Source organism: Paenibacillus sp. CFBP 13594, assembly GCF_014842675.1.
GTDB lineage: Bacteria > Bacillota > Bacilli > Paenibacillales > Paenibacillaceae > Paenibacillus > Paenibacillus amylolyticus_B.
Genome location: NZ_JACYVQ010000001.1, coordinates 1,097,295 through 1,118,276, shown reverse-complemented (window position 1 = coordinate 1,118,276; position 20,982 = coordinate 1,097,295). Strand labels below are relative to the sequence as shown.

Below are 20,982 nucleotides of genomic sequence, written 5' to 3'. Positions count from 1 at the left end.
GGAGTAGATCTCCGGCAGTGCCTTTTTGTATTTGATATGGAGAAGGGGAAACCGGAGAGATTACTAGAAACTCAAGTCTGGCCTGAGTATCTTAAACCGGCAGATTTTCCCGATATTCCTGCGGTGTAAGATCATAAAATTTCTTGAAAACTCGAATAAAATATGCGGTATTGTTGTAACCGACAAGTTCTGCAATCTCAAACACTTTGGCGGTTGATGTTCGCAAATGATAGGCTGCTTTCTCCATTCTTAACCGGTACACATATGCAGTAAGTGCTTCACCTGTCTCTGCCTTGTATACCTTGGACAAGTACACTGGGTGCAGATGCACATGGTCAGCAATTGCAGGCAGTGATACATCTCCAGCCAGATGAAGGTCGACAAAACTTTTCACGCTGCGTACAATGGTGCTGTGATTGTCTCTAAGCTCTTGTTCGGCATCATCTCGTATGTAATGAAGTGTACGTACGGACCAGTCCTGTAGCTGCTGCGCAGTGGAATAGCTGGGAGCTTGAAAGTAACGATAGGACTCTGCTGGAATCAAAGAAGAGATTTGTTTGCCATTTTTATGAATGATGTACGCAAACGCACCCGCAATAGCAAAATACACCTCGAAGGTTGACTCCGCAATATCATGATGTTCATTGGAATGCAATAGTTCCTCAAATATGTGTTCGATTTTCTGTTCCACATCCTCAAAGCGACCAGCTTCGAGCAGGCTAATCAACGTTGGTGGCTGATACAGCGACCTGATCGTATGTAGAGGGTTGGCATCCGTTTCATCGGAAGCGGTGACAAACAAACCTTGCACCTGACCCATCCGTTTACGCATGGACATAACCGTTCGCTCATAGAGTTCTCCAATTTCGTGGGGGAACTTGCCCCAACTGGAGACGGAAATGGAGATAGCACCTTTCAGGTATAACTGAACATTGGTTTGAATCTGGGCAGCATACTGCTCAAGCAATGTCTGAGGCGTCTCGCTCCTGCTGTAACTCATCGTTGTTGAATGCTTCATGCTAACTAGAACAACAATGTAATCGTGCACGTCACGTGTATGCCAGATATGAAAATGATTATGCATCACTTCACTTATGATATTACATATCGCATATTCCATTAGGGCCAGGTCGCCGTGTGCCATATCGGATAGATGTTTCTCCATACGGATAATCAGCATGCCGAGATCTTCTCCTACGGAGTAGGGAAGCTCCAGCAGATCAAGCTTGTCTGCCAGCGTCTTCTGATCATAGACTTTTCCAGTCAGCAACTCATGCAGCATCGTGGATTGAAGCAATGGCAGATGATCCTGAAAGGCGTGTAAGGCTCTTTGATGAGATGCTGCCGTTTCCCACTTTTCTTTAATTCGATGAACAAGACGCTGCACGGATTCGATCAGATCTTCATCGCTAACAGGTTTCAGCAAGTAATCAAAGCTTTCCTGAGCAATAGCCTGTTTCGCATATTCAAAGTCGGCGTGACCTGATAACAGAATCGTCTGCACATGCGGCCACTTTTCATGAATCGCTGTAATCAGTGCAATGCCTGACATTTCGGGCATACGTATATCCGTAATTACAATGTCAATGTCGTGGTTGTCCATAATTTCCAGCGCTACTGCACCGGATAAGGCTTCATGAACTGTACCGATACCGCAGCTTTCCCACGGAATGGTCTCTGCCAGCGTTTCCACGACGGAACGTTCATCGTCAACTAGTAATATTTGCAGCATGGGTCGTTCACCTACTTGTCTGTATTGTCGTGCCATGTGATGTTAACTTTAATCCCACCCATTGAAGAATGATCATAAGATAGTCCAGATCCTTCACCGTATAGAAAAGACAAACGTTGATGGACATTCCATGTACCACATCCCATATTCTCATCCAGCGGTTTAAGAAGATTATCTCTCAGATGATCAAGTTGTTTCTCAGACATGCCAAGCCCGCTGTCCTCCACGATAATTGTGTACACATCATCCTCGCAGTCCGCATAGATTTTAATCTCACCATCTACCGATTTGGGCTCCAGACCATGAATAATAGCGTTCTCAATAATAGGCTGGAGGGTTAGTCTGGGAACTGTTTTATCTAAAATATCATGGGGCACGTCGATTGTAAAATGCATTCGTTCCAGACGAAGTGACTGGATTTCCAAATAATTTTTGACCATCGTCAGCTCTTCACGAAGCGTGGCTTGATCCTTTTCGGACCTGGTTATGTATCGGTAATACTCCCCCAGATTCAGTGCCATGGCTACCACGGCCTTTTCATTTTTCATTCGGGCCATGTTCTTGATATAGAACAGGCAGTTATATAGAAAATGCGGATTAATCTGCGACTGTAACTGTTTGAGCGTGGCTTCCCGACTTCGTAATTTCTCCTCATATACATTCTCGATTAATTCTTGAATTCGTTGAGCCATGATGTTGAAACGTGCAAATAACAAGCTGAACTCATTGCGTGCAGAATGATGAAGCCGAACGGAAAAATCCCCGGTGGACAAGCGATTCGTCCCTTTCACCAACTGTAAGAGTGGAAGCTGCACACTTCGGTAGAGTGTATATAATACAACAACGCTCATCACGATCAGAACGGCAATTGAAGCGTAAAAGAGATTCCGGCTGCTCGTAATCGGTTTCAAAATTTGCTGCATAGGCACGTAGTCAACATAATACCAGCCGAGGCTCTTGGATTGAATATAGGAGACGTAATATTCCGTTTTGTTTAACGTTGTGGTGAATCCACCACTGGCTTGCAGTTTTGCTCCTTTCAAAGAGGGCAGTATGGCATTCAGCGTTTCCTTTCCAGAGCTATTACTGATTAAACCATAATCGGGATGGAACATGAATGGATCACCTTTATTATTTAACTTGTTTTGATTAAGAAGTGCAGTTAAGTGATGAACTGGAAAACTGATTTTGGTAATTAATCGAGCTTTGTCGGGTTGCACCATCGCTGTCGTTGGGTCGGTCGTGTACCAGATAAACTGATTGTCGGCATAGGTCCAGGATTGCGAGAGAGGCTCCTTAAATTCATCATCCCTGTAAGGAATGTAAGCATAATAATCCGTTGATATCACTTTTTGCATCCTTGGGAAGTAGAGTGTGATGGTCGAATGCCATTTGCTTGCTGCGTTGTACAGATTCATCTTTTCCAGAATAGCACTTCCAACTTTCACACGTTCATAGGGAACGTCCTTATAGTCGGGGCGTTGATATTCCTGAATACTCGAATCTTGCCCAATAGACATCCCATACAATGACAATTGGTAAATGTTGGATTCTACTGAATCAGCAAATGTCGATAGATGATTCATCGTATTGTTCTGAATCTCGTGTTCGATAACACGCACGCTTTCCCGGTTCGAGTATGTATAGAGAAACAGCACCAGAATAAGCAGCATCACAAACAACAGTGTAATTTTGGTAAAGACATTCAAACGTGTGAACAAAGTCCAACCTCCTTAATCTTATTAAAATATTGATATCGTTGTTGCAATATTAGGATATAGATCACAAATTTCCATTGCTATAATTTTAATATACAAGTTCACGATGACTTGTAAAATACAAAATTTAGAACATGGGGGATGCAGGAGTGAAGGAACATACGTTAGAAACGCCGCATAAACGGCGCTCCACCAGGGTTAAACAGCGCTGGAATATGCAACGGAATTGGACCTTGCATATGATGCTCATTCCAGCTGTATTGCTGGCACTGGTGTTTCAGTACATACCGATGGGCGGCATTGTAATTGCTTTTCAGGATTTCAAGCCATACTTGGGATTTTCTGAATCCAAATGGGTGGGTTGGGACAATTTCCGATATTTATTTTTATATCCAGACGTAGGTCAGGTGATCTGGAATACACTGGTCATTGCATTTTTCAAAATCATCGCAGGACTGTTCGCTCCATTCCTGTTTGCCATTTTGCTCAATGAAGTGCGCTTGACGGCATTCAAGAGAGTAAGTCAAACGCTTGTGTATCTACCGCATTTCCTATCTTGGGTTATTCTCGGTGGTATTCTGCTCGATATCCTGTCTCCTCAGGGCGGCATGGTCAACCAGCTTGTCGTAGCCTTTGGAGGAGAACCGATCTTCTTCCTGGGGGACGGTACATGGTTCCGAATAACGCTGATCCTCAGTGATGTGTGGAAAGAATTTGGTTTTGGTACGATTGTATTTCTGGCTTCTCTCTCAGGAATTAATCCTGCACTCTACGAGGCTGCCGAGGTGGATGGGGCCAACCGATTTAAACAGACGCTGCACATTACGATTCCGGCATTGATGCCGATCACAATTGTATTGATGACGCTCTCTATCGGCAACATCTTGAACGCCGGTTTTGATCAGGTGTTCAACTTGTACAATCCGCTTGTGTATGACAAAGGCGACATCATTGACACCTTTGTATATCGACTTGGGATTCTGAACGGGAAGATGAGTTTTGCCACAGCAGTAGGGTTGTTCAAATCTGTGGTTGCTACCATTTTGATTGTTATATCTTACAGAATGGCTTACAAACTAGCTAATTATCGAGTTTTCTAGAGAGGAGAAAAGGGCTTGTATTATAAAACAAAAGGATACCGCATATTCAGCATCGCTAACTATACTTTTCTTGGGATATTATCGATACTCTGCATTTTACCAATTATTCATATATTGGCTGTTTCATTCAGCAGTATGGCGCCAGCATCATCAAACCTGGTTACCTTCTGGCCCATCGGGTTCACTACCGACGCATACGTGAAAACATTCGGGAATTCAAACTTCATTAACTCCTTGATCGTATCACTTAAACGGACTGTAATTGCGACGATCATTGGTATGGTCATCATGCTCTTAACCGCATTTCCGTTGTCGAAGGAAGATATCAGTTTTAAAGGTCGCTCCTTATATACGTGGTTTTTCGTATTTACCATTTTGTTCAGCGGCGGTTTGATTCCAAGTTACATTCTGATCCAGAAGCTTGGCTTGATGAATACAATCTGGGCACTTATTCTGCCTGGAGCACTGTCCGTGTGGAACGTTATTCTTATGATGAACTTCTTCCGCGGACTGCCCAAAGAACTTGAAGAAGCAGCTTACTTGGATGGAGCAGGTCATATCAAAACGTTGATTCTGGTCTACGTACCACTGTCGCTTCCAGCTATCGCAACTTTGTCCTTATTTACGATGGTTTACCAGTGGAACTCCTGGTTCGACGGCATGATCTATATGTCTGATATTAAAAATTATCCACTTGCTTCTCTGCTCCAGACCATTATCGTTCAGCAAGATCTCAGCAAAATCAACGTTGATCCTTCCATGTTGGAGAATATCTCGCAGCGAACCGTACGCGCAGCACAGATCTTTATCGGCGCGCTTCCGATCCTGATGGTATACCCGTTTTTACAACGTTTCTTCGTTAAGGGAATCGTTATTGGAGCAGTCAAGGAATAGGCTATGCAAATGCAAGGATAACTGAGCTGAGGGAGGAAGAAGGATGAGAAAAGGACTGGCATGTATGGTGGCATGGAGTTTAATGGCTTCTCTCGTTTATCCAGCAACTGTTGGAGCAGAAAGTATACAGGGTCAAGCGGAGGTGGGAAATGTGCAGGCGAAAAGCCTGCACTTCTCTGTTCCCTATACAGACCTGACTGGGCATTGGTCACAATCTGCAGTTACACGGTTGCAAGATTTGAATCTATTGAAAGGTTATACTGACGGTACATTTAAGCCCAGTCAGGTCATTAGCCGAGCTGAATTCGTGATGATTCTGGATCGAGCCTTTGGTTTCACTGGTAATGCGGCGACTGGTTCATATGTGGATGTGACTTCAGACGATTGGTACTATGACGTGATGGTACGAGCGAATGGTTCTGGCATCATCGAAGGAACAGATCGTGATCATCTGTCACCACAACAACCGATTACACGCCAAGATGCAGCGGTTATGGTAGATCGAGCTTTTCAACTTTCAGCGGCTACAAATGAAGATAGTGAACAATTGGAATTTCAGGATGAAGATGATATTTCCAGTTATGCAAAGAAAGCGCTTACCTATATGGTGAACGAAAATATTCTTAAAGGTTTCCAAGGTAAATTAAATCCCAAATCCCCGATTACACGAGCAGAGACGGCAGCAATGTTGTCGGAGATGATTGCAGATGTGAAAAGTGCTCCTGGTATTTATGAGTCCCGGGTGGATGGCAACTTGATTATTAATTCAACGGATGTCACGTTAAAAAATATGATTGTTAATGGAAATCTGCTGCTGGCAGAAGGCATTGACGAGGGATCTGTTGTTCTTCAGGGCGTAACTGTCACAGGAAGTGTCATCATTAAAGGCGGAGGAAGTCATTCCATCAACATTAGCAACTCAAAGCTGAATCGAGTAGTCGTTGACAAACGTGGGGAGCCCGTTAGAGTTGCCATTACGGAAGAAAGCAACATTCAGGAGATGCATGTAATGCAGAGATCCATTCTGGAGATCTCTTCAAACAGCCTGATTGATTCCATGAATATCCATGCAGAAGCGAGTCAGACTCGAATGGATACCAAAGGTACGATCAACAAATTGAGTGTAGATGCCGATGAAGTTGTGATCAACGGAGAAAAAGTAAAACAAGGATTGCGCACATCCATGGTGGGTGAAGCTCAACAACCTGTTTCATCGCAGCCTGGTGGTTCAACAAATCTGACAAGCACACCAAAACCATCTTCTCCAGACGGACAATCACCGTCTACACCATCAACACCAAGCAATCCGGCGGGCGAAAAACCGGTTCCTGCAACAACGATTCCGCATGATCAATGGGAGCTGGTCTGGAATGATGAGTTCAACGGGCCCGCGATTGATTCTTCCAAATGGACCGTGCAGGATACAGGACTCGTTTATAACAATGAAATGCAATATTACAGCCCGGATAACACTCGCATTACGAAAGATCAGAATCGAAGCGTGTTGCAAATTGAAGCAAAAAAGGGTCCGAAAAATGGTAAGGATTACAGCTCTGGCAAACTGATCTCTATGGGAAAAGGAGACTGGACCTACGGTAAAGTAGTTGTACGTGCAAAGCTTCCTATTGAAAAGGGCATGTGGCCTGCCATATGGATGATGCCAACGGATGAAGCACATTATGGTGGATGGCCTGCCTCTGGAGAAATCGATATTATGGAGCTAATTGGTGGCAAAGAGAGTAATAACAAGGTATATAGCACATTGCATTATGACAGTGTGAAGCCTGACGGCTCCCATGGACACGATCAGGGAAGCCTTACTCTTCCGAAGGGAGAAACTTTCGCTGACGATTATCACGATTTCCAGGTGGAATGGTTGCCGGGTATGATTCGTTTCTATGTGGATGGAAAGCTGCATCATGAAGTGACCAACTGGCAAACGAAGGCTGCGGGCCAACCCGAGTACTATACGTTCCCTGCACCATTTGATCGTCCATTCTATCTGATTCTGAATCTGGCAGTTGGAGGAGACTGGCCGGGCTCACCTGAAAGCAACTTCACTTCCGAAAAGATGAATGTTGATTTTGTGCGAGTATATTCTTACAAAAATCTAGACACATGGCCTGATGTAACAACAAATCCCATCGAGCCTGCACAACAACGTGAACCACAAGCCGATGGCAATCAAATCTACAATGATCGTTTTTCGGAAGGGTCTGCAGACAATGGAGTGCCTCTTCAGTGGAAATTCATCACAAATGCTGATGGAGCTGGCAGTGTCAAAGTTGTAACGGATGAGCAGAAAGGTAAAGCAGCAGAAGTTACCATTGATGCATCAGGAACTGAAAACTACTCGGTTCAACTGACTCAGATGCCGATGTACATCAAGAAAAACAAAAAGTACAAGATACAATTTGATGCGAAAGCATCTGCTAACCGTACAATCATGTCCAAACTGAACCAATTTGAAAAAAGTTGGACCAATTATTCGGGTGATAACACCTTTGCACTCACGACAGATTGGCAATCCTATGACTATACCTTCAATATGCGGGATGGCACGGATAACAATGCCAGATTCGAATTTAATCTGGGGCTGGATGATACAACCGTTTGGTTTGCCAATGTCAGACTGATCGAGGTGGGTGAGGCTGATCCGTTAACTGTCGAACGAAACGCACTACCTGATGGCAACTTTATTTACAATGGCACATTCGATCAGGGCAAGGAGCGTCTGGGATTCTGGTCAAACAGCATTCAGGACAGTGCTGCAGCCAATATAAGTGTAAATAACTTTTCGAAATTCCCGATTATGGAGCGTCAGCTAGTTGTTGATGTTACTCAAACGAATGGTGATCCACAGCAAGTTTCGGTGAACCAACCGGATTTGAAGTTGGAAGCGAATACAACGTATGGTTTCTCCTTAGATGCCAAGGCAGACACACCGCGAAGCCTCGACATTGATGTTGTCAGCAGTAATGGTCATACGGTACAGGTTCATCAAGGACAAAACCTCTCCTTAAACCAAGACATGAAAACATTCACCGGAGAGATCATCATTGGAGATGGGGCAGCAATCGCACAATCCGAACTTAGACTGTTATTCGGAAGTTCCAACGGCAAGGTATATGTGGACAATGTGCGTCTGACCAAACGTGGCAAACCTCTCTCCGTGAATGGCTACGCACATATCCCTGCAACCGAAGCCTGGATGATGCAAGGTTTGCAACTGGAGGACTCCGTCGAAGGCGGCAAACACGTCAGCTACATGGATCAGGGAGATCTGTTACAATATAAAATTGATGTGGCCCAAGAGGGGGAATATGTACTGTCTGCCCGAATGGCCAGTGGGAAAAGTGATTCTGAAGTACGGTTCAGCATTCAGGATGAACAAGGTACAATCGTTGCTCAATCCGAACTGAATCTCGGAGACACGGGGGGATGGCAAACATACGAAACGGTGTATTTCCTAGGGGTCAACTTGACAGCAGGCAAATCCTATTATGTGAATTTTGAAGGAGCAAATTATAATACACGTTGGGTGGATATCTCACTAAACAAAGTTCAAAACACCCAGCTTGCAACAGATCTGAATCATTGGGAGCTAATTCCTAATGATCTGACAGCTTCACATGAAGAGGGCGAAGGATTAACGATTAATTTGCCTGGTACAAGTGAACATTGGTGGGATGCTTTGTTGCAACAAGGTCAGATCAAACTGGATGCAAACAAAACGTACCGACTTACCTTCGAGGCATCTGCTTCAGGTCCTAAATCCATGCAAGCGGTTCTTTCACAGAATGCAGGCGATTTTGTGAAGTATTTTGAAGAAGAAGTGGAATTAACTGCGGATCAAAAGTCGTATACTTACACCTTCACTATGGGGGATACCTCCGATTCGGCAGCTATGCTTGCGTTTGGATTAGGATATCCGCTCTCTACAGGTGAACACTCGATTCACATCAATAACGTCCAGTTATATGAAGTTAATCCAAATGCAGATCAAGGAGGTCAGCCAGCTCATGTTAACCTTATTCCCAATGGAGACTTCTCCAAAGGTAAAGACAGCTGGTTTACCTACGCGGATGGTAATGCAGCTGATCTGGAGATGGAAGTTAGCAATCAACAGCTTCATGCCAAGATTGGTAATGCTGGACAGAACCCATGGGATCGTCAAGTCATCAATGAAGGATTTGGCATACAGCAAGGTTTTAAATATAAATTAACGTTTAAAGCCAAAGCGGAGAAGTCCAGGAAATTGGGTTTGGGGGTTGGATGGGTCGATGCCGCTGCCAACTATGAATGGCATGGTTTCTTTGGGGCACGAGTTGATTTGACTCCAGAAGAACAGGAATTCACGTTTACATTTGATGCAACAGAAGCCAGCTATGCGAATACTCGCATCTCATTTGATCTGGGTAACATCGATGGCGCAGAAGATGGTAACACAACTGTCTCTTTGTCCGATGTCAGCTTGATTAATCTGGGTCCTGCCAATTAACTTCTGAATTCTCTATATATTGTCTTATATGCTTGCCTAATTCTCTTATTACCTATACATGCAGAATAAAGTTGTCCAGGAATGACATCATAAAGAAGTAGTATACATCTCAGTTTCCAGAGGAGGATCTCTTTTATGGCTGACCAGAAGAAACGAAAAGAAGCTGCCTGGAAGTCACGAAAGCAAGAACAGCATCCCCATGGCAAAATCAAATCGCTTAAAGAATTATCCAGCGAATATGAAGAGAAACCTACTACGAATTAAGCAAGAGACTGTCAGTATACATTGCTGGCAGTCTTTCTTCATATATTGCAGATATTAAGCAATACGTACATACTCTATTCTAAAAACGAATGAACACAAGATATAACGTCTGGATAGTTCGTAAATAACTGTGAACAAATCGTTAATTCATTGACATTTCATGTCATTTTAATTAGAATACGAAATGGACTTCAGGCTGAAAACAGATATGAGTATCTTTATGTTTAGTTTAGAGCTTAGCTGTTGAATCTTTAAATCCTAACAACGAATATAGGAGCGAGAATATTACAATCCTATATGAAGATTAGGATTTTTTGTTTTTAGCTTTGGAGTATAATTTGAAAGTTGGAGGCTGGCTTTACCATGGATAAATGGTTCAAACTTAAAGAACGAGGCTCGAGCATCCCCACAGAAATTATCGCAGGGGTTACAACATTCTTCACAATGGTATACATAGTTATCGTAAACCCAGGAATACTCAGCAGCACAGGCATGGACTTTAACGGGGTGTTCATAGCAACGGTACTGGCAAGTATTGTGGGAACTCTGATTATGGGAATATGGTCCAATTATCCAATCGTCATCGCGCCGGGTATGGGCCTGAATGCATTCTTTGCCTATAGCGTAGTTGCCGGATATGGCGTATCTTGGCAGGTTGCACTGGGAGCCGTATTTATAGCAGGGATTTTGTTTATCATTTTATCACTGACTTCATTCCGTTACATGTTGCTTGATGCAATTCCTGCTAGCTTAAAACATGCCATAACCGCAGGGATCGGATTGTTTATTACAACGGTAGGTTTGCAAAATGCCGGGATTATTGCCGATTCAGAATCGAATTTGATTACGATCGGAAACTTGGCTGAGCCAATGGCTTATCTGACTATTATCGGATTGATTATTACCGTTGTGCTGATGGCTTACAATGTGAAAGGTTACCTGTTCATCGGAATGGTGGTAACAGCGATACTTGCCTGGATCATGGGACTATTCCAAATGCCGGAATCGATTGTATCCATGCCGCATGGGCTCGCTTCAACGGCTTTGCAACTGGATCTGGCAGGGGTATTCTCGAATGGTTTGTATACAATCATATTTACGTTCCTGCTGATCACGCTGTTTGATACGACAGGCACGATGCTCGGCGTTGCTGAACAAGCAGGATTGCTTAAGGATGGTAAATTCCCACGCTCGCGTGGCGCATTATTGGCAGATGCCGTAGGAACAACCAGTGGCGCTTTGCTCGGAACAAGCCCAACATCAGCTTATATCGAGTCCAGCACAGGGGTAGCCGCAGGAGGAAGAACGGGACTGACAGCGGTAACGGTAAGTGTGCTGCTTGCGCTGACTTTGTTCTTCACACCGATCGTAAGTGTAATATCAAGCATTCCGGCGATCACTTCTCCGGCACTGATCATTGTTGGATACTTTATGATTAACGTTATCAGCAAAATCAAATGGGATGATCTCGAAGAAGCATTTCCTGCCTTCCTGATTATCATCCTTACTCCATTGACGCATAGTATTGCGACAGGCATCGGCGTAGGCTTCATCTTTTATCCGGTACTTAAGCTGCTTCGCGGAAAAGGTAAAGATGTTCATCCAATCTTCTACATTTTTGCGGTATTGTTCTTCATTCAGCTTGTGTTCCTGGACCACTAAAACTGTCTTATCCTATGGAGAACTGCTCTCAACAAGCAGCTCTCTTTTTTTTTTGTAGTTCATACTCCGTTCATATTCCCGTCACGAAGGGGACATCTTCCATGGTTACACTATACCTATGTCGCAAGAGCGGCTCTACAGATATAAAGGACAGGAGAAGATGGATATGGCAGAAGCAGTGGATGTAACAACAACGGGGACTAAGGGCCGTAAAAAACGGTACTTATGGTTGAAAATAATAGGTGGTATTGTCGGCGCGCTGGTGCTGTTCATGGGCATCACGTTTGTCGTTCATACGATAAGTAATGGGGCAGAGAAAAAGAAAATCGAATCGTACGGCCAATATGTCAATGTTGATGGGAAGAATATGAATGTATCCATTCAAGGTAGCGGCGAACAAACCATCGTGCTACTTCCCGGACAAGGAACACCATCACCAGTACTTGATTTCAAATTGTTAATCGATGAATTAACTTCTGATTACAAAGTTGTGGCGATTGAGCCTTTCGGTTATGGGTTAAGTGACCAAACCGAAACGGAGAGAACCACCGAGAATATTGTTAGTGAAATTCATGAAGCTGTACAGCAGCTCGGTATTGACCGTTACATTCTGATGGGGCATTCCATCACGGGACTGTACGCGGCGACTTATGTGAACACGTATCCGGATGAAGTCTCTGCTTTTATTGGGATCGATAGCAGTGTTCCGAATCAACCTGGCATGGATGTTAAATTACCTTTGAACCTAATGAAATTCTTTCAAAAATCAGGCTTAATGAGAGTACTCAATAAAGTGAGTGGTGATTCATATGCATCACTTGACTATGATGAACATACCAAAGAACAGATGAAGTTGATTTCGAATCAAGTCTCGACAAATCCGACATTAGTAAATGAGCTTAAACATCTGGGTTCCAATTTCAAAAATGGAGAAAAACTCACGTATCCTAGTGATCTGCCAGTGCTTCTCTTTGTTCAATCCAATAACGAGAAAAACCCGCAGTGGATTCCGCTACATGAAGCACAAGCCAAACAATCCGCGCAGGGCAAAATGATCCCAATGGAAGGTTCACATTACCTGCATCATACGAAATACAAAGAAATTGCCGAGGAATTCAAATCTTACATGAAACAAATCCAATAGCATAATTGATTAGTAAACTGCGGTACCGAATCTGGTGCCGTGGTTTTTTGTTATCAGGAGAGGCTAAAATAAAGACTTGACCTTAGGTCAGACCTAAGGTTTATGCTTGTAATATGAAAAACAGCAAAGGTGGTGAATTGGTTGAGTGATGAAATTACGATTAGCGAGCTGGCAAAGCTGATGAAAGTCTCTGTCCATCAAATTCGTTACTTTGAAGAAAAAGGGGTGTTGAACCCTGCTAATATAGCAGAAAACCAGTATAGGATGTATGGGGTTGATGAAATTTACCGTCTATCTCATATTTTGTTACTTCGCAAAATGGGTCTATCTGTTTCAATGATCAAGGAATGTTTGAGTAACTTGACAACCGATCAAATCACATCATTATTTCAACAAGCATTGGCAGACACGGAAGCAGCCATCACTCAGCTTCAGCAAACAAAGCACCTTATCGGCAAGCTGTTGCATGAGAAAAAGCATATCCCAATTGAGGATCAAGTGACTTATTATATTGATACTCGTGAGGAGATTCACTTATCCCTGTGGTTCCATATGGAAGCGCAAGAGTACTTGCAAGCAAGGCAACTGATCCAACATAAAGAAAACATTCCCAATTTATTTGAAGCCGACATCCATTATGCGTACGATGAGACGGACACCGTAGGAATTTATATACAAAAGGAAGGAGCGAACGATTTAGTTTTGCCTAGAGGAAAATATCTTTCTCGTCATGTATATGTACAAATTGAAGCTGAACTCAAAGAACATATCAACGAATTTTATGCTTATGCAGAACACCAAGGCTATCCGTATCACGGTCCACTTATTATGGTAGAGAAATCTTATTTATCTTTATTCACACCAGAAAAGCTTCATTATGAGTTATTGTTACAAATGATCGAGTAGGGGAGGCACATAGTGACAACTTCCATTCAGATAGAACCCGTTTGTCCCCTGTTTCATCAAGCTGTTGCTGAACTCATGGCTTATGGTTTTGGACACAAATTTCAAAAGATCACTTCATTGTCCATAACTGATCTGGCTTACGTATTTGAACAGTTGCTCAATCACCCGCCCATGGAACAAAGTACTCTTCGAGTCATTGCTCGTGAACATGAGGAGATTGTTGGCACCATGTGCTTGAAATGGAAGGAAGCAGATAACAGAGCAGCAATAACCAGCGTTCGTGCCAATCTTCATTGGTGGGGCCAGTGTAATAGGGTTGGCATGTGGAAAATGCTTCGATTAATAACTGGTTTACATCTGCTGAAGCATACTCCTACATTAGGCGAATGTTATGTGGAAGATCTGGTTGTACATCCACAGCACCAAGGCAAGGGAATTGGTACGCAGTTGCTTCAATGGGCACAGAAATATATGTTGCAATCCAAATCAATGTCATTTCTTAGCTTGCATGTGGCAAGTCAGAATGATCAAGCGATACAGTTATATGAACGCTATCAATTTTGCAAGCAGTATAGCACAAACAGTTTTCTGACCGGCCTGCTCTTAGGCGAAAATCAATGGCATTACATGATTTACAAAGGAGATACTTATGTTTAAATGGAAAAAACGATACATCTCAGTTATTGTGGCAATCTTACTGATGGTTGGTGCAGGACTGTACATAGTCGATCAAAGTGATTTTGACATGGAGGAACAAACCGTTGAAATTCAATCTCCACAGGGTAAGTTAACAGGTACGCTCACGTTACCCAGAAACCATAAGGGCAAGCTAGGTCTAGTGCTGTTTATTCACGGTGACGGTCCGATAGACTCTACTCATGGTGAGGGATACAAACCGTTATGGGAGCGACTGGCATCGATCGGGTATGCGTCCTTGTCGCTAGATAAACGGGGAATCGGAGGTTCAGAGGGAAACTGGCTAGATCAAAGCATGGATGATCGTGTTATGGAGGCACAGCAAGCTATTGCATGGGCGAAAGAACAATCCATCATTGATGATTCCAAAATAGGCGTATGGGGTGCCAGCCAAGCAGGTTGGGTGATTCCTAAGCTTGCTGGGAAAGAACATCTTGCCTTCAGTATCTTGGTATCACCAGCGATAAACTGGTTGGAACAGGGAGAATACAACACACGCAGCCAAATGGCGAAAGATGGTCATTCCACCGAGGAGATTCAAAATCAGGTCGATTATGAAAACCAGATTAAAGAGATTTTAAAGCAACATGGCACATATGAAGAGTACACCAAGATTGCTCGGAAGGATGATCTGATTTCCAAAGAACGCTGGAACTTCATAAGGAAAAATTTTGCTTCAGATGCCACGGCGGATTTGCATCATTTCAAAACCCCTGTACTACTTCTGCTTGGAGAAGATGATGTGAATGTGGACATTGTTAATACAGAGCAAGCATACCGTAAAGGAATTCAGCCATCTTCCTTGCTTCATGTGAAAATCTTCTCTAATACAGAACATTCGATGTTACCAACCTCTATTGCAGGCTCGGAATGGAAACAATCACTACGATTTCTGTTTGCTCCGAGAAGCATTACAGTGGATGGGTATATGGATGAAATAGAACATATGTTGACCATTTCTCCCTTATAAAAGACGGTTTACGATCTCTTCGTAGCATCAGATACATAATTGTCATTTCGAAATGAAAGAGCAGGGTCAGGGAGCGCCCTTATCCTGCCTTTTTGCGTGTTATACTGTAACTACTGTGCCAAATGTTCCAGATCTGGCTGCAATTTGGTCCGCAAAACATATATCATGATGGCTCCAACTAGGAACGCCACGGCATCCGCAATAACGAGCGACCAGACTACCCCATGAAAGCCGTTCATTTGATTAGCGATATACAATACAGGAATTAACGTAACTCCTTGAATTATGGACATAACAAATGCGGCGGTTCCTTGGGCTGTTGCTTGGAAGATTCCCATAAACAAAGAAGTCATTCCTGTAATAAACAAGGATAAGAAGGTTACATGCAGAATGTAGCTGCCCATTTCAATTAATTGCGGGTCAGTCGTAAATAAACCAATCAAGTTGTCAGAGATCAGATAGACGACAACCCCAAACAGGACGGCTAACGCCAAAATAGATTTGATCGTGAATCCAATCGTTTGTTTCATGCGTAATTTGTTCGCTGTGAATGAGAAGGCAATCAACGGCACAACTCCCTCGCACAAGCCCATCAGAATAAACTCAGGAAATTGCAATAAACGTGATGAGATTCCATACCCCGCAACGGCCTGATCTCCATATTCAACAAGAAAAAGATTAAGAATGAGCGACATTGCACCCAAGAAGACACTCATAACAAAGACGGGAACACCGATTTTGAACACATTGCTCAGGATGTCCTTGGTCACCTTGAACCATTTCAGGGAGACGGTTAAGAATTGACTTTTATAACTCATATGGTAAGCGTAAAATGCACTCGCAACCAAGTTGGAGATGACGGTAGCAGATGCAACTCCAATCACGCCCCAATGGAAGACAAAAATGAATAATGCATCAAGAACAATATTTATAACAACACTGAGAATCATACCGGTCATTGAGGTGATTGCTGAACCTTCTGAGCGCACGATATTCTCCAGCGTGAAGAATAAGATGACGAAGGGTGAACCCATAAGCATAATCGTGACATACTCTTTCGTAAATCCGAAGGACTCTGGGGTTGCCCCCAGCCCATGAACGATTGGTTCGATCAGCGGGAGGCCAACGGCCATCACAATAATTCCGAGAACTAAACTACTGTAAAAGGCGAATGAAGATACATGCTTCAGATCATCGACTTTTTTCTCTCCCAGCAAACGAGAGATGAATGTACCGCTGCCTATACCAATTAAATTACCAAGGGCCATGATGACCGCGAATAAAGGTAAAGTTAGTGCAAGTGCAGTTAACATTGCCGTATTACCCAGTGTGCCAAGGAAATAGGCATTCAAGATCGAGTAAATAACACTCATTGACGTGCCTAGCATCATTGGGACAGCAAAGTGAGCTACGGCTTTGGCGATTGGTGCTTTTTCAAAGTAATGGAGGTTTTCTGTATCCATGTGGGTCACTACTTTCTTCGTTAATATTGATCTAATCTAACACCGTTAGATTGAACCTTACAGTGTTAGATGTTATCATGAACTTATGAACCTGTAAAGCACAAACTTACACTGTTAGATAAAAGGGCGGATACCGATGAAAAAACAACAGCCTCAGATTTCGGAAGATAAGATTTTGGAAATTTCGTGGGAGCTTCTCGGAGAAGAGGGCATCGAGAAATTCAGCATGAGACGATTGGCAGACAAGCTGGGGATTCAGGCTCCATCTCTATACTGGTACTTCAAGAGCAAGCAGACGCTCTACCAGCGTCTCGCCAACCAGATATCAAAAATTATTCTGGACGAGTTTCACACTGAAGGAGACTGGAAGGAGCAGATGGAGGGGCTTGCCGTGACGGTACGGAGTGTGATCAGCAGATACCCGTGCTCCACACAGCTCATGATGATGACGCTTCCTCATGAACCGGACATGATCCGCTTCACCAACCGCATGTTGCTCTGCATGGAATCAACACCACTAGAGCAAGAGCAGAAATTACAGGCAGTTCTTACACTAGTCAACTATGTATTCTATTTCGTACTGGACGATTATCAGCATCAGCGCAATATATCTGCTGTCCTTAAGGACAAGGAAGCACTTGAGGGTGAAGAGATGATCCATCTTCTGGACTCTATGAGTGAAAAGGAAGCTGGACTCTTCAGTAGGATGTATAAGAATGGTCTGTTTGAGGTGATGGGAACCGACGGAGCTTTTGAGTTTGGCTTGAAGCTTATTTTGCTCGGGATCGAACAAGTGGTAAAGAAACCCACCGAGAATTAAACTCCGGTGGGTTTCTTCTTGTACTCACGTTAATCCCTTTATCAGTCTAAAATTTAGCCTGAATTTCTTTTAAAAACAAATCCGCAGCAGTCGAAAAGACCTGATGTTTTTTCCAAACGATATTTAAGCCAGATTCAAGTCTTGGCTCTAGAGGTCTGAAACAAAGGTCGCTTTCACTAGACGTATTCACTATTTTATCAAGTGTTAATGCATAACCAATACCTTCTTCAACCATAATGGCAGCATTATATGCAAGATTGTATGTAGTAACCACGTTTAATTTGTCAAAATCTTCGCCAAACCAATCCGCAAACTCATTTTTTGAAAATGTCTGCTTCATTGACTGTCGTGAACAGATCAATGGAACATGAAATAAGTCTGTGGATCGAATTGTATCTTTGGAGGCGAGTGGACTTTCTTTTCTCATAACCACTCCCCAAACATCTTTGTCGGAGAAATTGATATAGTTATATTTGGAAACATCCGCTGGCTGGATTAGAATACCGAAGTCAAGGAGCCCCTTGTCGAGCCGCTCAGTTACATCATCTTCATTGCCGCTGTATAGGTGATAGCGTATATTGGGATATTTATTCTGTACGTCTTTTGCCACTCTTGCAATCTGTTTCATGGCTTCCGTTTCTCCACCGCCAATATAAATATCTCCACTTATGGTTTCTTCCATGGATTCAAATTCTGCCTCTAATTTATCGACCATACCCACAATTTCTTCAGCCCTATTTCTTAAAAGCATACCTTCATCTGTGAGAATAATACTGTAACTACTGCGAATAAATAATTTCTTTCCCAACTCTTGTTCAAGGTCTTTCAATTGTCTGGACAAGGTGGGCTGCGTAACATGTAAGAAATCAGCAGCGCGTGTAATACTTCCTTCTCTGGCGACCGTAAGAAAATAACGCAATACTCTAATCTCCATTTTAACTCCTCCTTTATCCTTTATATTCTACAATAAACCTAACAGAAATGCCTTTCAAGCATAACTTGTTATAAGATATGAGTATTTGCTATGTGGTGTATAAACGCTAAACTAAAAAGCAAGGCAACTGGAGAAGAAATTGAAAGGAATGAATGATATGGATAAGACAAAAGTATGGTTTATCACTGGCGCTGGTCGAGGTATGGGCACAACTATTGCTAAGGCTGCTTTAAATGCTGGACACAAGGTTGTTGCTACCGGCCGAAATCCCGATGCAGTGGTTCGTGCGATCGGTGATTCCGAGAATGTAATGGTTGTCCCATTAGATGTTTGCGAGCCTGCTGATGCACATGCCGCAGTTAAGGCGGCAATTGAACGGTTCGGGGCGATCGATGTACTCGTAAATAATGCGGCACATTTCTGTGGAGGGTATTTTGAGGAACTGACCCCTGACCAGATTGAACATCAGCTACAGGTGGCGTTGGTTGGTTCCATGCACGTTACCCGGGCCATATTACCTGTGATGCGCACCCAACGTTCAGGACATGTTATCTCGATCTCCTCGGGCGCTGGCATTTCAGGATTTGAATTTAATTCGGCATATAGTGCTGCAAAATTTGCGCTTGAGGGATGGATGGAGGCATTGGCTCCTGAGGTAGCTCCTTTCGGTATTCATACGACTATAGTCAATCCCGAATTTTTCCGAACGGAATTTCTTACCGATGCATCCTCAACTTTCGCTAAGCCTTCGATTGAGGACTATGATGATCGGAGAGCTGGTCATCTGGAATTTTTTAATAATCAGAACGGGCAACAACCTGGAGACCCAAAAAAACTTGCCAATGCTCTCCTTCAAATTGCAAACGAGGCCCAACCGCCGCAACGCTTCATTGCAGGAGCCGACGCGATAGACATTGCAGAGCAGAAAATTGCCAACCTTCAGACAGAGATCAATGCTTACCGGGATCTCTCTAAATCCATGGCATATGACAACTAAACGAAATCACCTGCTTGTATTCATTCTGACCTTTGGTGTATTCAGTATTTTAAATACGGAGATGGGCGTAATCGGAATCTTGCCTTTGATTGCAGAACATTACGAGGTCAGTATCTCAACCGCTGGTTTGATTGTGAGTCTTTTTGCGCTTGCGGTTGCTGTATCTGGTCCCACTTTACCCTTATTATTTTCGGGAATGAACCGCAAGTATGTTATGTTGTTTGTACTTGGTATTTTTATTGTGGGCAGCCTGGTCTCCGCCATCACATCGAACTTTACGGTATTGGTCATTGCACGTGTCGTTCCGGCTTTTTTCCATCCTGTCTATTGCTCATTGGCATTTACGGTCGCAGCGGCGTCAGTCCCCAAGGAAGAAGCGCCGAAGGCAGTGGCTAAAGTATTTGTAGGCGTGTCGGCAGGCATGGTACTTGGAGTACCCCTTTCGAGCTTGATTGCCACCAGCACATCGTTGTTCTATGCGATGTTGTTCTTTGCCGCCGTAACGATCGTCGCATTTGTAGCAACACTTCTTTTTGTGCCCTCAATGCCAGTTACGAAAAGAATCTCTATGGGTACTCATCTGTATGTATTGAGAAGATCCGTGATGTGGCTATCCATTGCTGGCGTGATTTTCATGAACGGAGCTGTATTTGGGGTCTATAGTTACCTTGCTGAGTTTCTGAAAACCGTGACAAGATATGACTGGAACACCGTCAGTGTGTTGTTATTTCTATATGGCTTGGCCAATATGGTTGGGAACATGATAGCAGGGAAACTGCTCGCTAATTTCCCTTTAAGAACGATCAAGATGTATCCCATTGCATTAATAACGATATACATCTTGTTGTTCACCTTCGGACAATTCAGTGTGCCAACAGCCTTCCTTATTTTCATTTGGGGGATCATAGGAGGCATAGGGGGCAATATCACTCAATATTGGGTGGTATCGGCAGCACCAGAGGCACCCGAATTGTCGAATGGGATCTTTCTAACCTCTTCCAACCTGGGAACAACACTTGGTGCTAGTGTATGTGGACTAATCGTAACTGGAATAAGTACACAATATATTGTAGTTGGAGGAATCGTATTCCTTATCTTTAGTATCGTAACGAATTACTTCAGAATCTCCATGACTGGCCGATTCGAGGGTTCCCAAGTTGAAGGATAAGAGGCGGACGTAG

16 protein-coding genes are annotated in these 20,982 nt (G+C 43.3%); 12 read left to right on the top strand and 4 right to left on the bottom strand.

The window, feature by feature from the left end; all coding sequences use genetic code 11:
• Window positions 1-91: 91 nt before the first annotated feature.
• Both IFU39_RS05065 and IFU39_RS05060 read right to left on the bottom strand, forming a co-directional pair.
• Entirely contained in the window at window positions 92-1,732 is a 1,641-nt protein-coding gene (locus IFU39_RS05065) for a response regulator (protein WP_017688357.1), read from the bottom strand.
• Between the two features lie 11 nt (window positions 1,733-1,743).
• Window positions 1,744-3,453, bottom strand: a complete 1,710-nt coding sequence (locus IFU39_RS05060; protein WP_192131508.1) for a sensor histidine kinase — start codon at window positions 3,451-3,453, stop codon at window positions 1,744-1,746.
• Window positions 3,454-3,599: 146 nt separating this feature from the next.
• Between IFU39_RS05060 and IFU39_RS05055 the strand changes: the two genes are divergently transcribed.
• The 9 genes from IFU39_RS05055 to IFU39_RS05020 all read left to right on the top strand — a co-directional run bounded on the left by IFU39_RS05055 (window position 3,600) and on the right by IFU39_RS05020 (window position 15,587).
• The gene (locus tag IFU39_RS05055) at window positions 3,600-4,550 is read left to right on the top strand and encodes an ABC transporter permease (RefSeq protein WP_017688355.1); all 951 of its coding nucleotides are present in this window, start codon (window positions 3,600-3,602) and stop codon (window positions 4,548-4,550) included.
• A 15-nt stretch (window positions 4,551-4,565) separates the two neighbouring features.
• Window positions 4,566-5,444, top strand: a complete 879-nt coding sequence (locus IFU39_RS05050) for a carbohydrate ABC transporter permease (protein ID WP_017688354.1) — start codon at window positions 4,566-4,568, stop codon at window positions 5,442-5,444.
• 43 nt (window positions 5,445-5,487) lie between these two features.
• The gene (locus IFU39_RS05045; protein WP_192131506.1) at window positions 5,488-9,945 is read left to right on the top strand and encodes a carbohydrate binding domain-containing protein; all 4,458 of its coding nucleotides are present in this window, start codon (window positions 5,488-5,490) and stop codon (window positions 9,943-9,945) included.
• Window positions 9,946-10,080: 135 nt separating this feature from the next.
• Complete coding sequence (locus IFU39_RS32785) at window positions 10,081-10,209, top strand: DUF6254 family protein (protein ID WP_219845137.1); 129 nt, start codon at window positions 10,081-10,083, stop codon at window positions 10,207-10,209.
• Window positions 10,210-10,572: 363 nt separating this feature from the next.
• Window positions 10,573-11,871, top strand: coding sequence for an NCS2 family permease (locus IFU39_RS05040; RefSeq protein WP_091018934.1), 1,299 nt, complete (start codon window positions 10,573-10,575; stop codon window positions 11,869-11,871).
• A 166-nt stretch (window positions 11,872-12,037) separates the two neighbouring features.
• Entirely contained in the window at window positions 12,038-13,015 is a 978-nt protein-coding gene (locus IFU39_RS05035; protein ID WP_192131504.1) for an alpha/beta hydrolase, read from the top strand.
• A 141-nt stretch (window positions 13,016-13,156) separates the two neighbouring features.
• Entirely contained in the window at window positions 13,157-13,921 is a 765-nt protein-coding gene (locus tag IFU39_RS05030) for a MerR family transcriptional regulator (protein WP_192131501.1), read from the top strand.
• 12 nt (window positions 13,922-13,933) lie between these two features.
• Window positions 13,934-14,578 carry a GNAT family N-acetyltransferase gene (locus IFU39_RS05025; RefSeq protein ID WP_091018929.1) on the top strand — a complete coding sequence of 215 codons (645 nt, stop codon included), beginning with the start codon at window positions 13,934-13,936 and terminating at the stop codon, window positions 14,576-14,578.
• Window positions 14,571-15,587, top strand: a complete 1,017-nt coding sequence (locus IFU39_RS05020) for an alpha/beta hydrolase family protein (RefSeq protein ID WP_192131499.1) — start codon at window positions 14,571-14,573, stop codon at window positions 15,585-15,587. Before IFU39_RS05025 ends, IFU39_RS05020 begins: the two co-directional genes overlap by 8 nt.
• A gap of 110 nt (window positions 15,588-15,697) precedes the next feature.
• Here the strand turns inward: IFU39_RS05020 and IFU39_RS05015 are convergent, their stop codons facing one another.
• Window positions 15,698-17,050: an MATE family efflux transporter gene (locus tag IFU39_RS05015; RefSeq protein ID WP_192131498.1), complete on the bottom strand. Its 1,353-nt coding sequence runs from the start codon at window positions 17,048-17,050 to the stop codon at window positions 15,698-15,700.
• 136 nt (window positions 17,051-17,186) lie between these two features.
• Here IFU39_RS05015 and IFU39_RS05010 point away from each other — a divergent pair, with 136 nt between their 5' ends.
• Window positions 17,187-17,870 carry a TetR/AcrR family transcriptional regulator C-terminal domain-containing protein gene (locus IFU39_RS05010; protein ID WP_192131496.1) on the top strand — a complete coding sequence of 228 codons (684 nt, stop codon included), beginning with the start codon at window positions 17,187-17,189 and terminating at the stop codon, window positions 17,868-17,870.
• Window positions 17,871-17,916: 46 nt separating this feature from the next.
• Here the strand turns inward: IFU39_RS05010 and IFU39_RS05005 are convergent, their stop codons facing one another.
• Entirely contained in the window at window positions 17,917-18,804 is an 888-nt protein-coding gene (locus IFU39_RS05005) for a LysR family transcriptional regulator (protein WP_192131494.1), read from the bottom strand.
• Window positions 18,805-18,952: 148 nt separating this feature from the next.
• On the opposite strand from IFU39_RS05005, the gene IFU39_RS05000 reads away from it, so the two are divergent.
• Together IFU39_RS05000 and IFU39_RS04995 are read left to right on the top strand one after the other, a co-directional pair.
• Window positions 18,953-19,801: an SDR family NAD(P)-dependent oxidoreductase gene (locus IFU39_RS05000; RefSeq protein ID WP_192131492.1), complete on the top strand. Its 849-nt coding sequence runs from the start codon at window positions 18,953-18,955 to the stop codon at window positions 19,799-19,801.
• A complete protein-coding gene (locus tag IFU39_RS04995; RefSeq protein WP_192131490.1) occupies window positions 19,791-20,969 on the top strand; it encodes an MFS transporter in 1,179 nt (392 codons plus the stop codon). The genes IFU39_RS05000 and IFU39_RS04995 overlap by 11 nt, the downstream gene beginning before the upstream one ends.
• Window positions 20,970-20,982: the final 13 nt, after the last annotated feature.

Excerpts from the sequence above, each read along its gene's own strand:
- IFU39_RS05065 (WP_017688357.1), bottom strand. The coding sequence starts at position 1,732 with ATGCTGCAAATATTACTAGTTGACGATGAACGTTCCGTCGTGGAAACG.
- IFU39_RS05045 (WP_192131506.1), top strand. The coding sequence starts at position 5,488 with ATGAGAAAAGGACTGGCATGTATGGTGGCATGGAGTTTAATGGCTTCT.
- IFU39_RS32785 (WP_219845137.1), top strand. The coding sequence starts at position 10,081 with ATGGCTGACCAGAAGAAACGAAAAGAAGCTGCCTGGAAGTCACGAAAG.
- IFU39_RS05040 (WP_091018934.1), top strand. The coding sequence starts at position 10,573 with ATGGATAAATGGTTCAAACTTAAAGAACGAGGCTCGAGCATCCCCACA.
- IFU39_RS05035 (WP_192131504.1), top strand. The coding sequence starts at position 12,038 with ATGGCAGAAGCAGTGGATGTAACAACAACGGGGACTAAGGGCCGTAAA.
- IFU39_RS05020 (WP_192131499.1), top strand. The coding sequence starts at position 14,571 with ATGTTTAAATGGAAAAAACGATACATCTCAGTTATTGTGGCAATCTTA.
- IFU39_RS05015 (WP_192131498.1), bottom strand. The coding sequence starts at position 17,050 with ATGGATACAGAAAACCTCCATTACTTTGAAAAAGCACCAATCGCCAAA.
- IFU39_RS05010 (WP_192131496.1), top strand. The coding sequence starts at position 17,187 with ATGAAAAAACAACAGCCTCAGATTTCGGAAGATAAGATTTTGGAAATT.
- IFU39_RS05005 (WP_192131494.1), bottom strand. The coding sequence starts at position 18,804 with ATGGAGATTAGAGTATTGCGTTATTTTCTTACGGTCGCCAGAGAAGGA.
- IFU39_RS05000 (WP_192131492.1), top strand. The coding sequence starts at position 18,953 with ATGAATGATATGGATAAGACAAAAGTATGGTTTATCACTGGCGCTGGT.
- IFU39_RS04995 (WP_192131490.1), top strand. The coding sequence starts at position 19,791 with ATGACAACTAAACGAAATCACCTGCTTGTATTCATTCTGACCTTTGGT.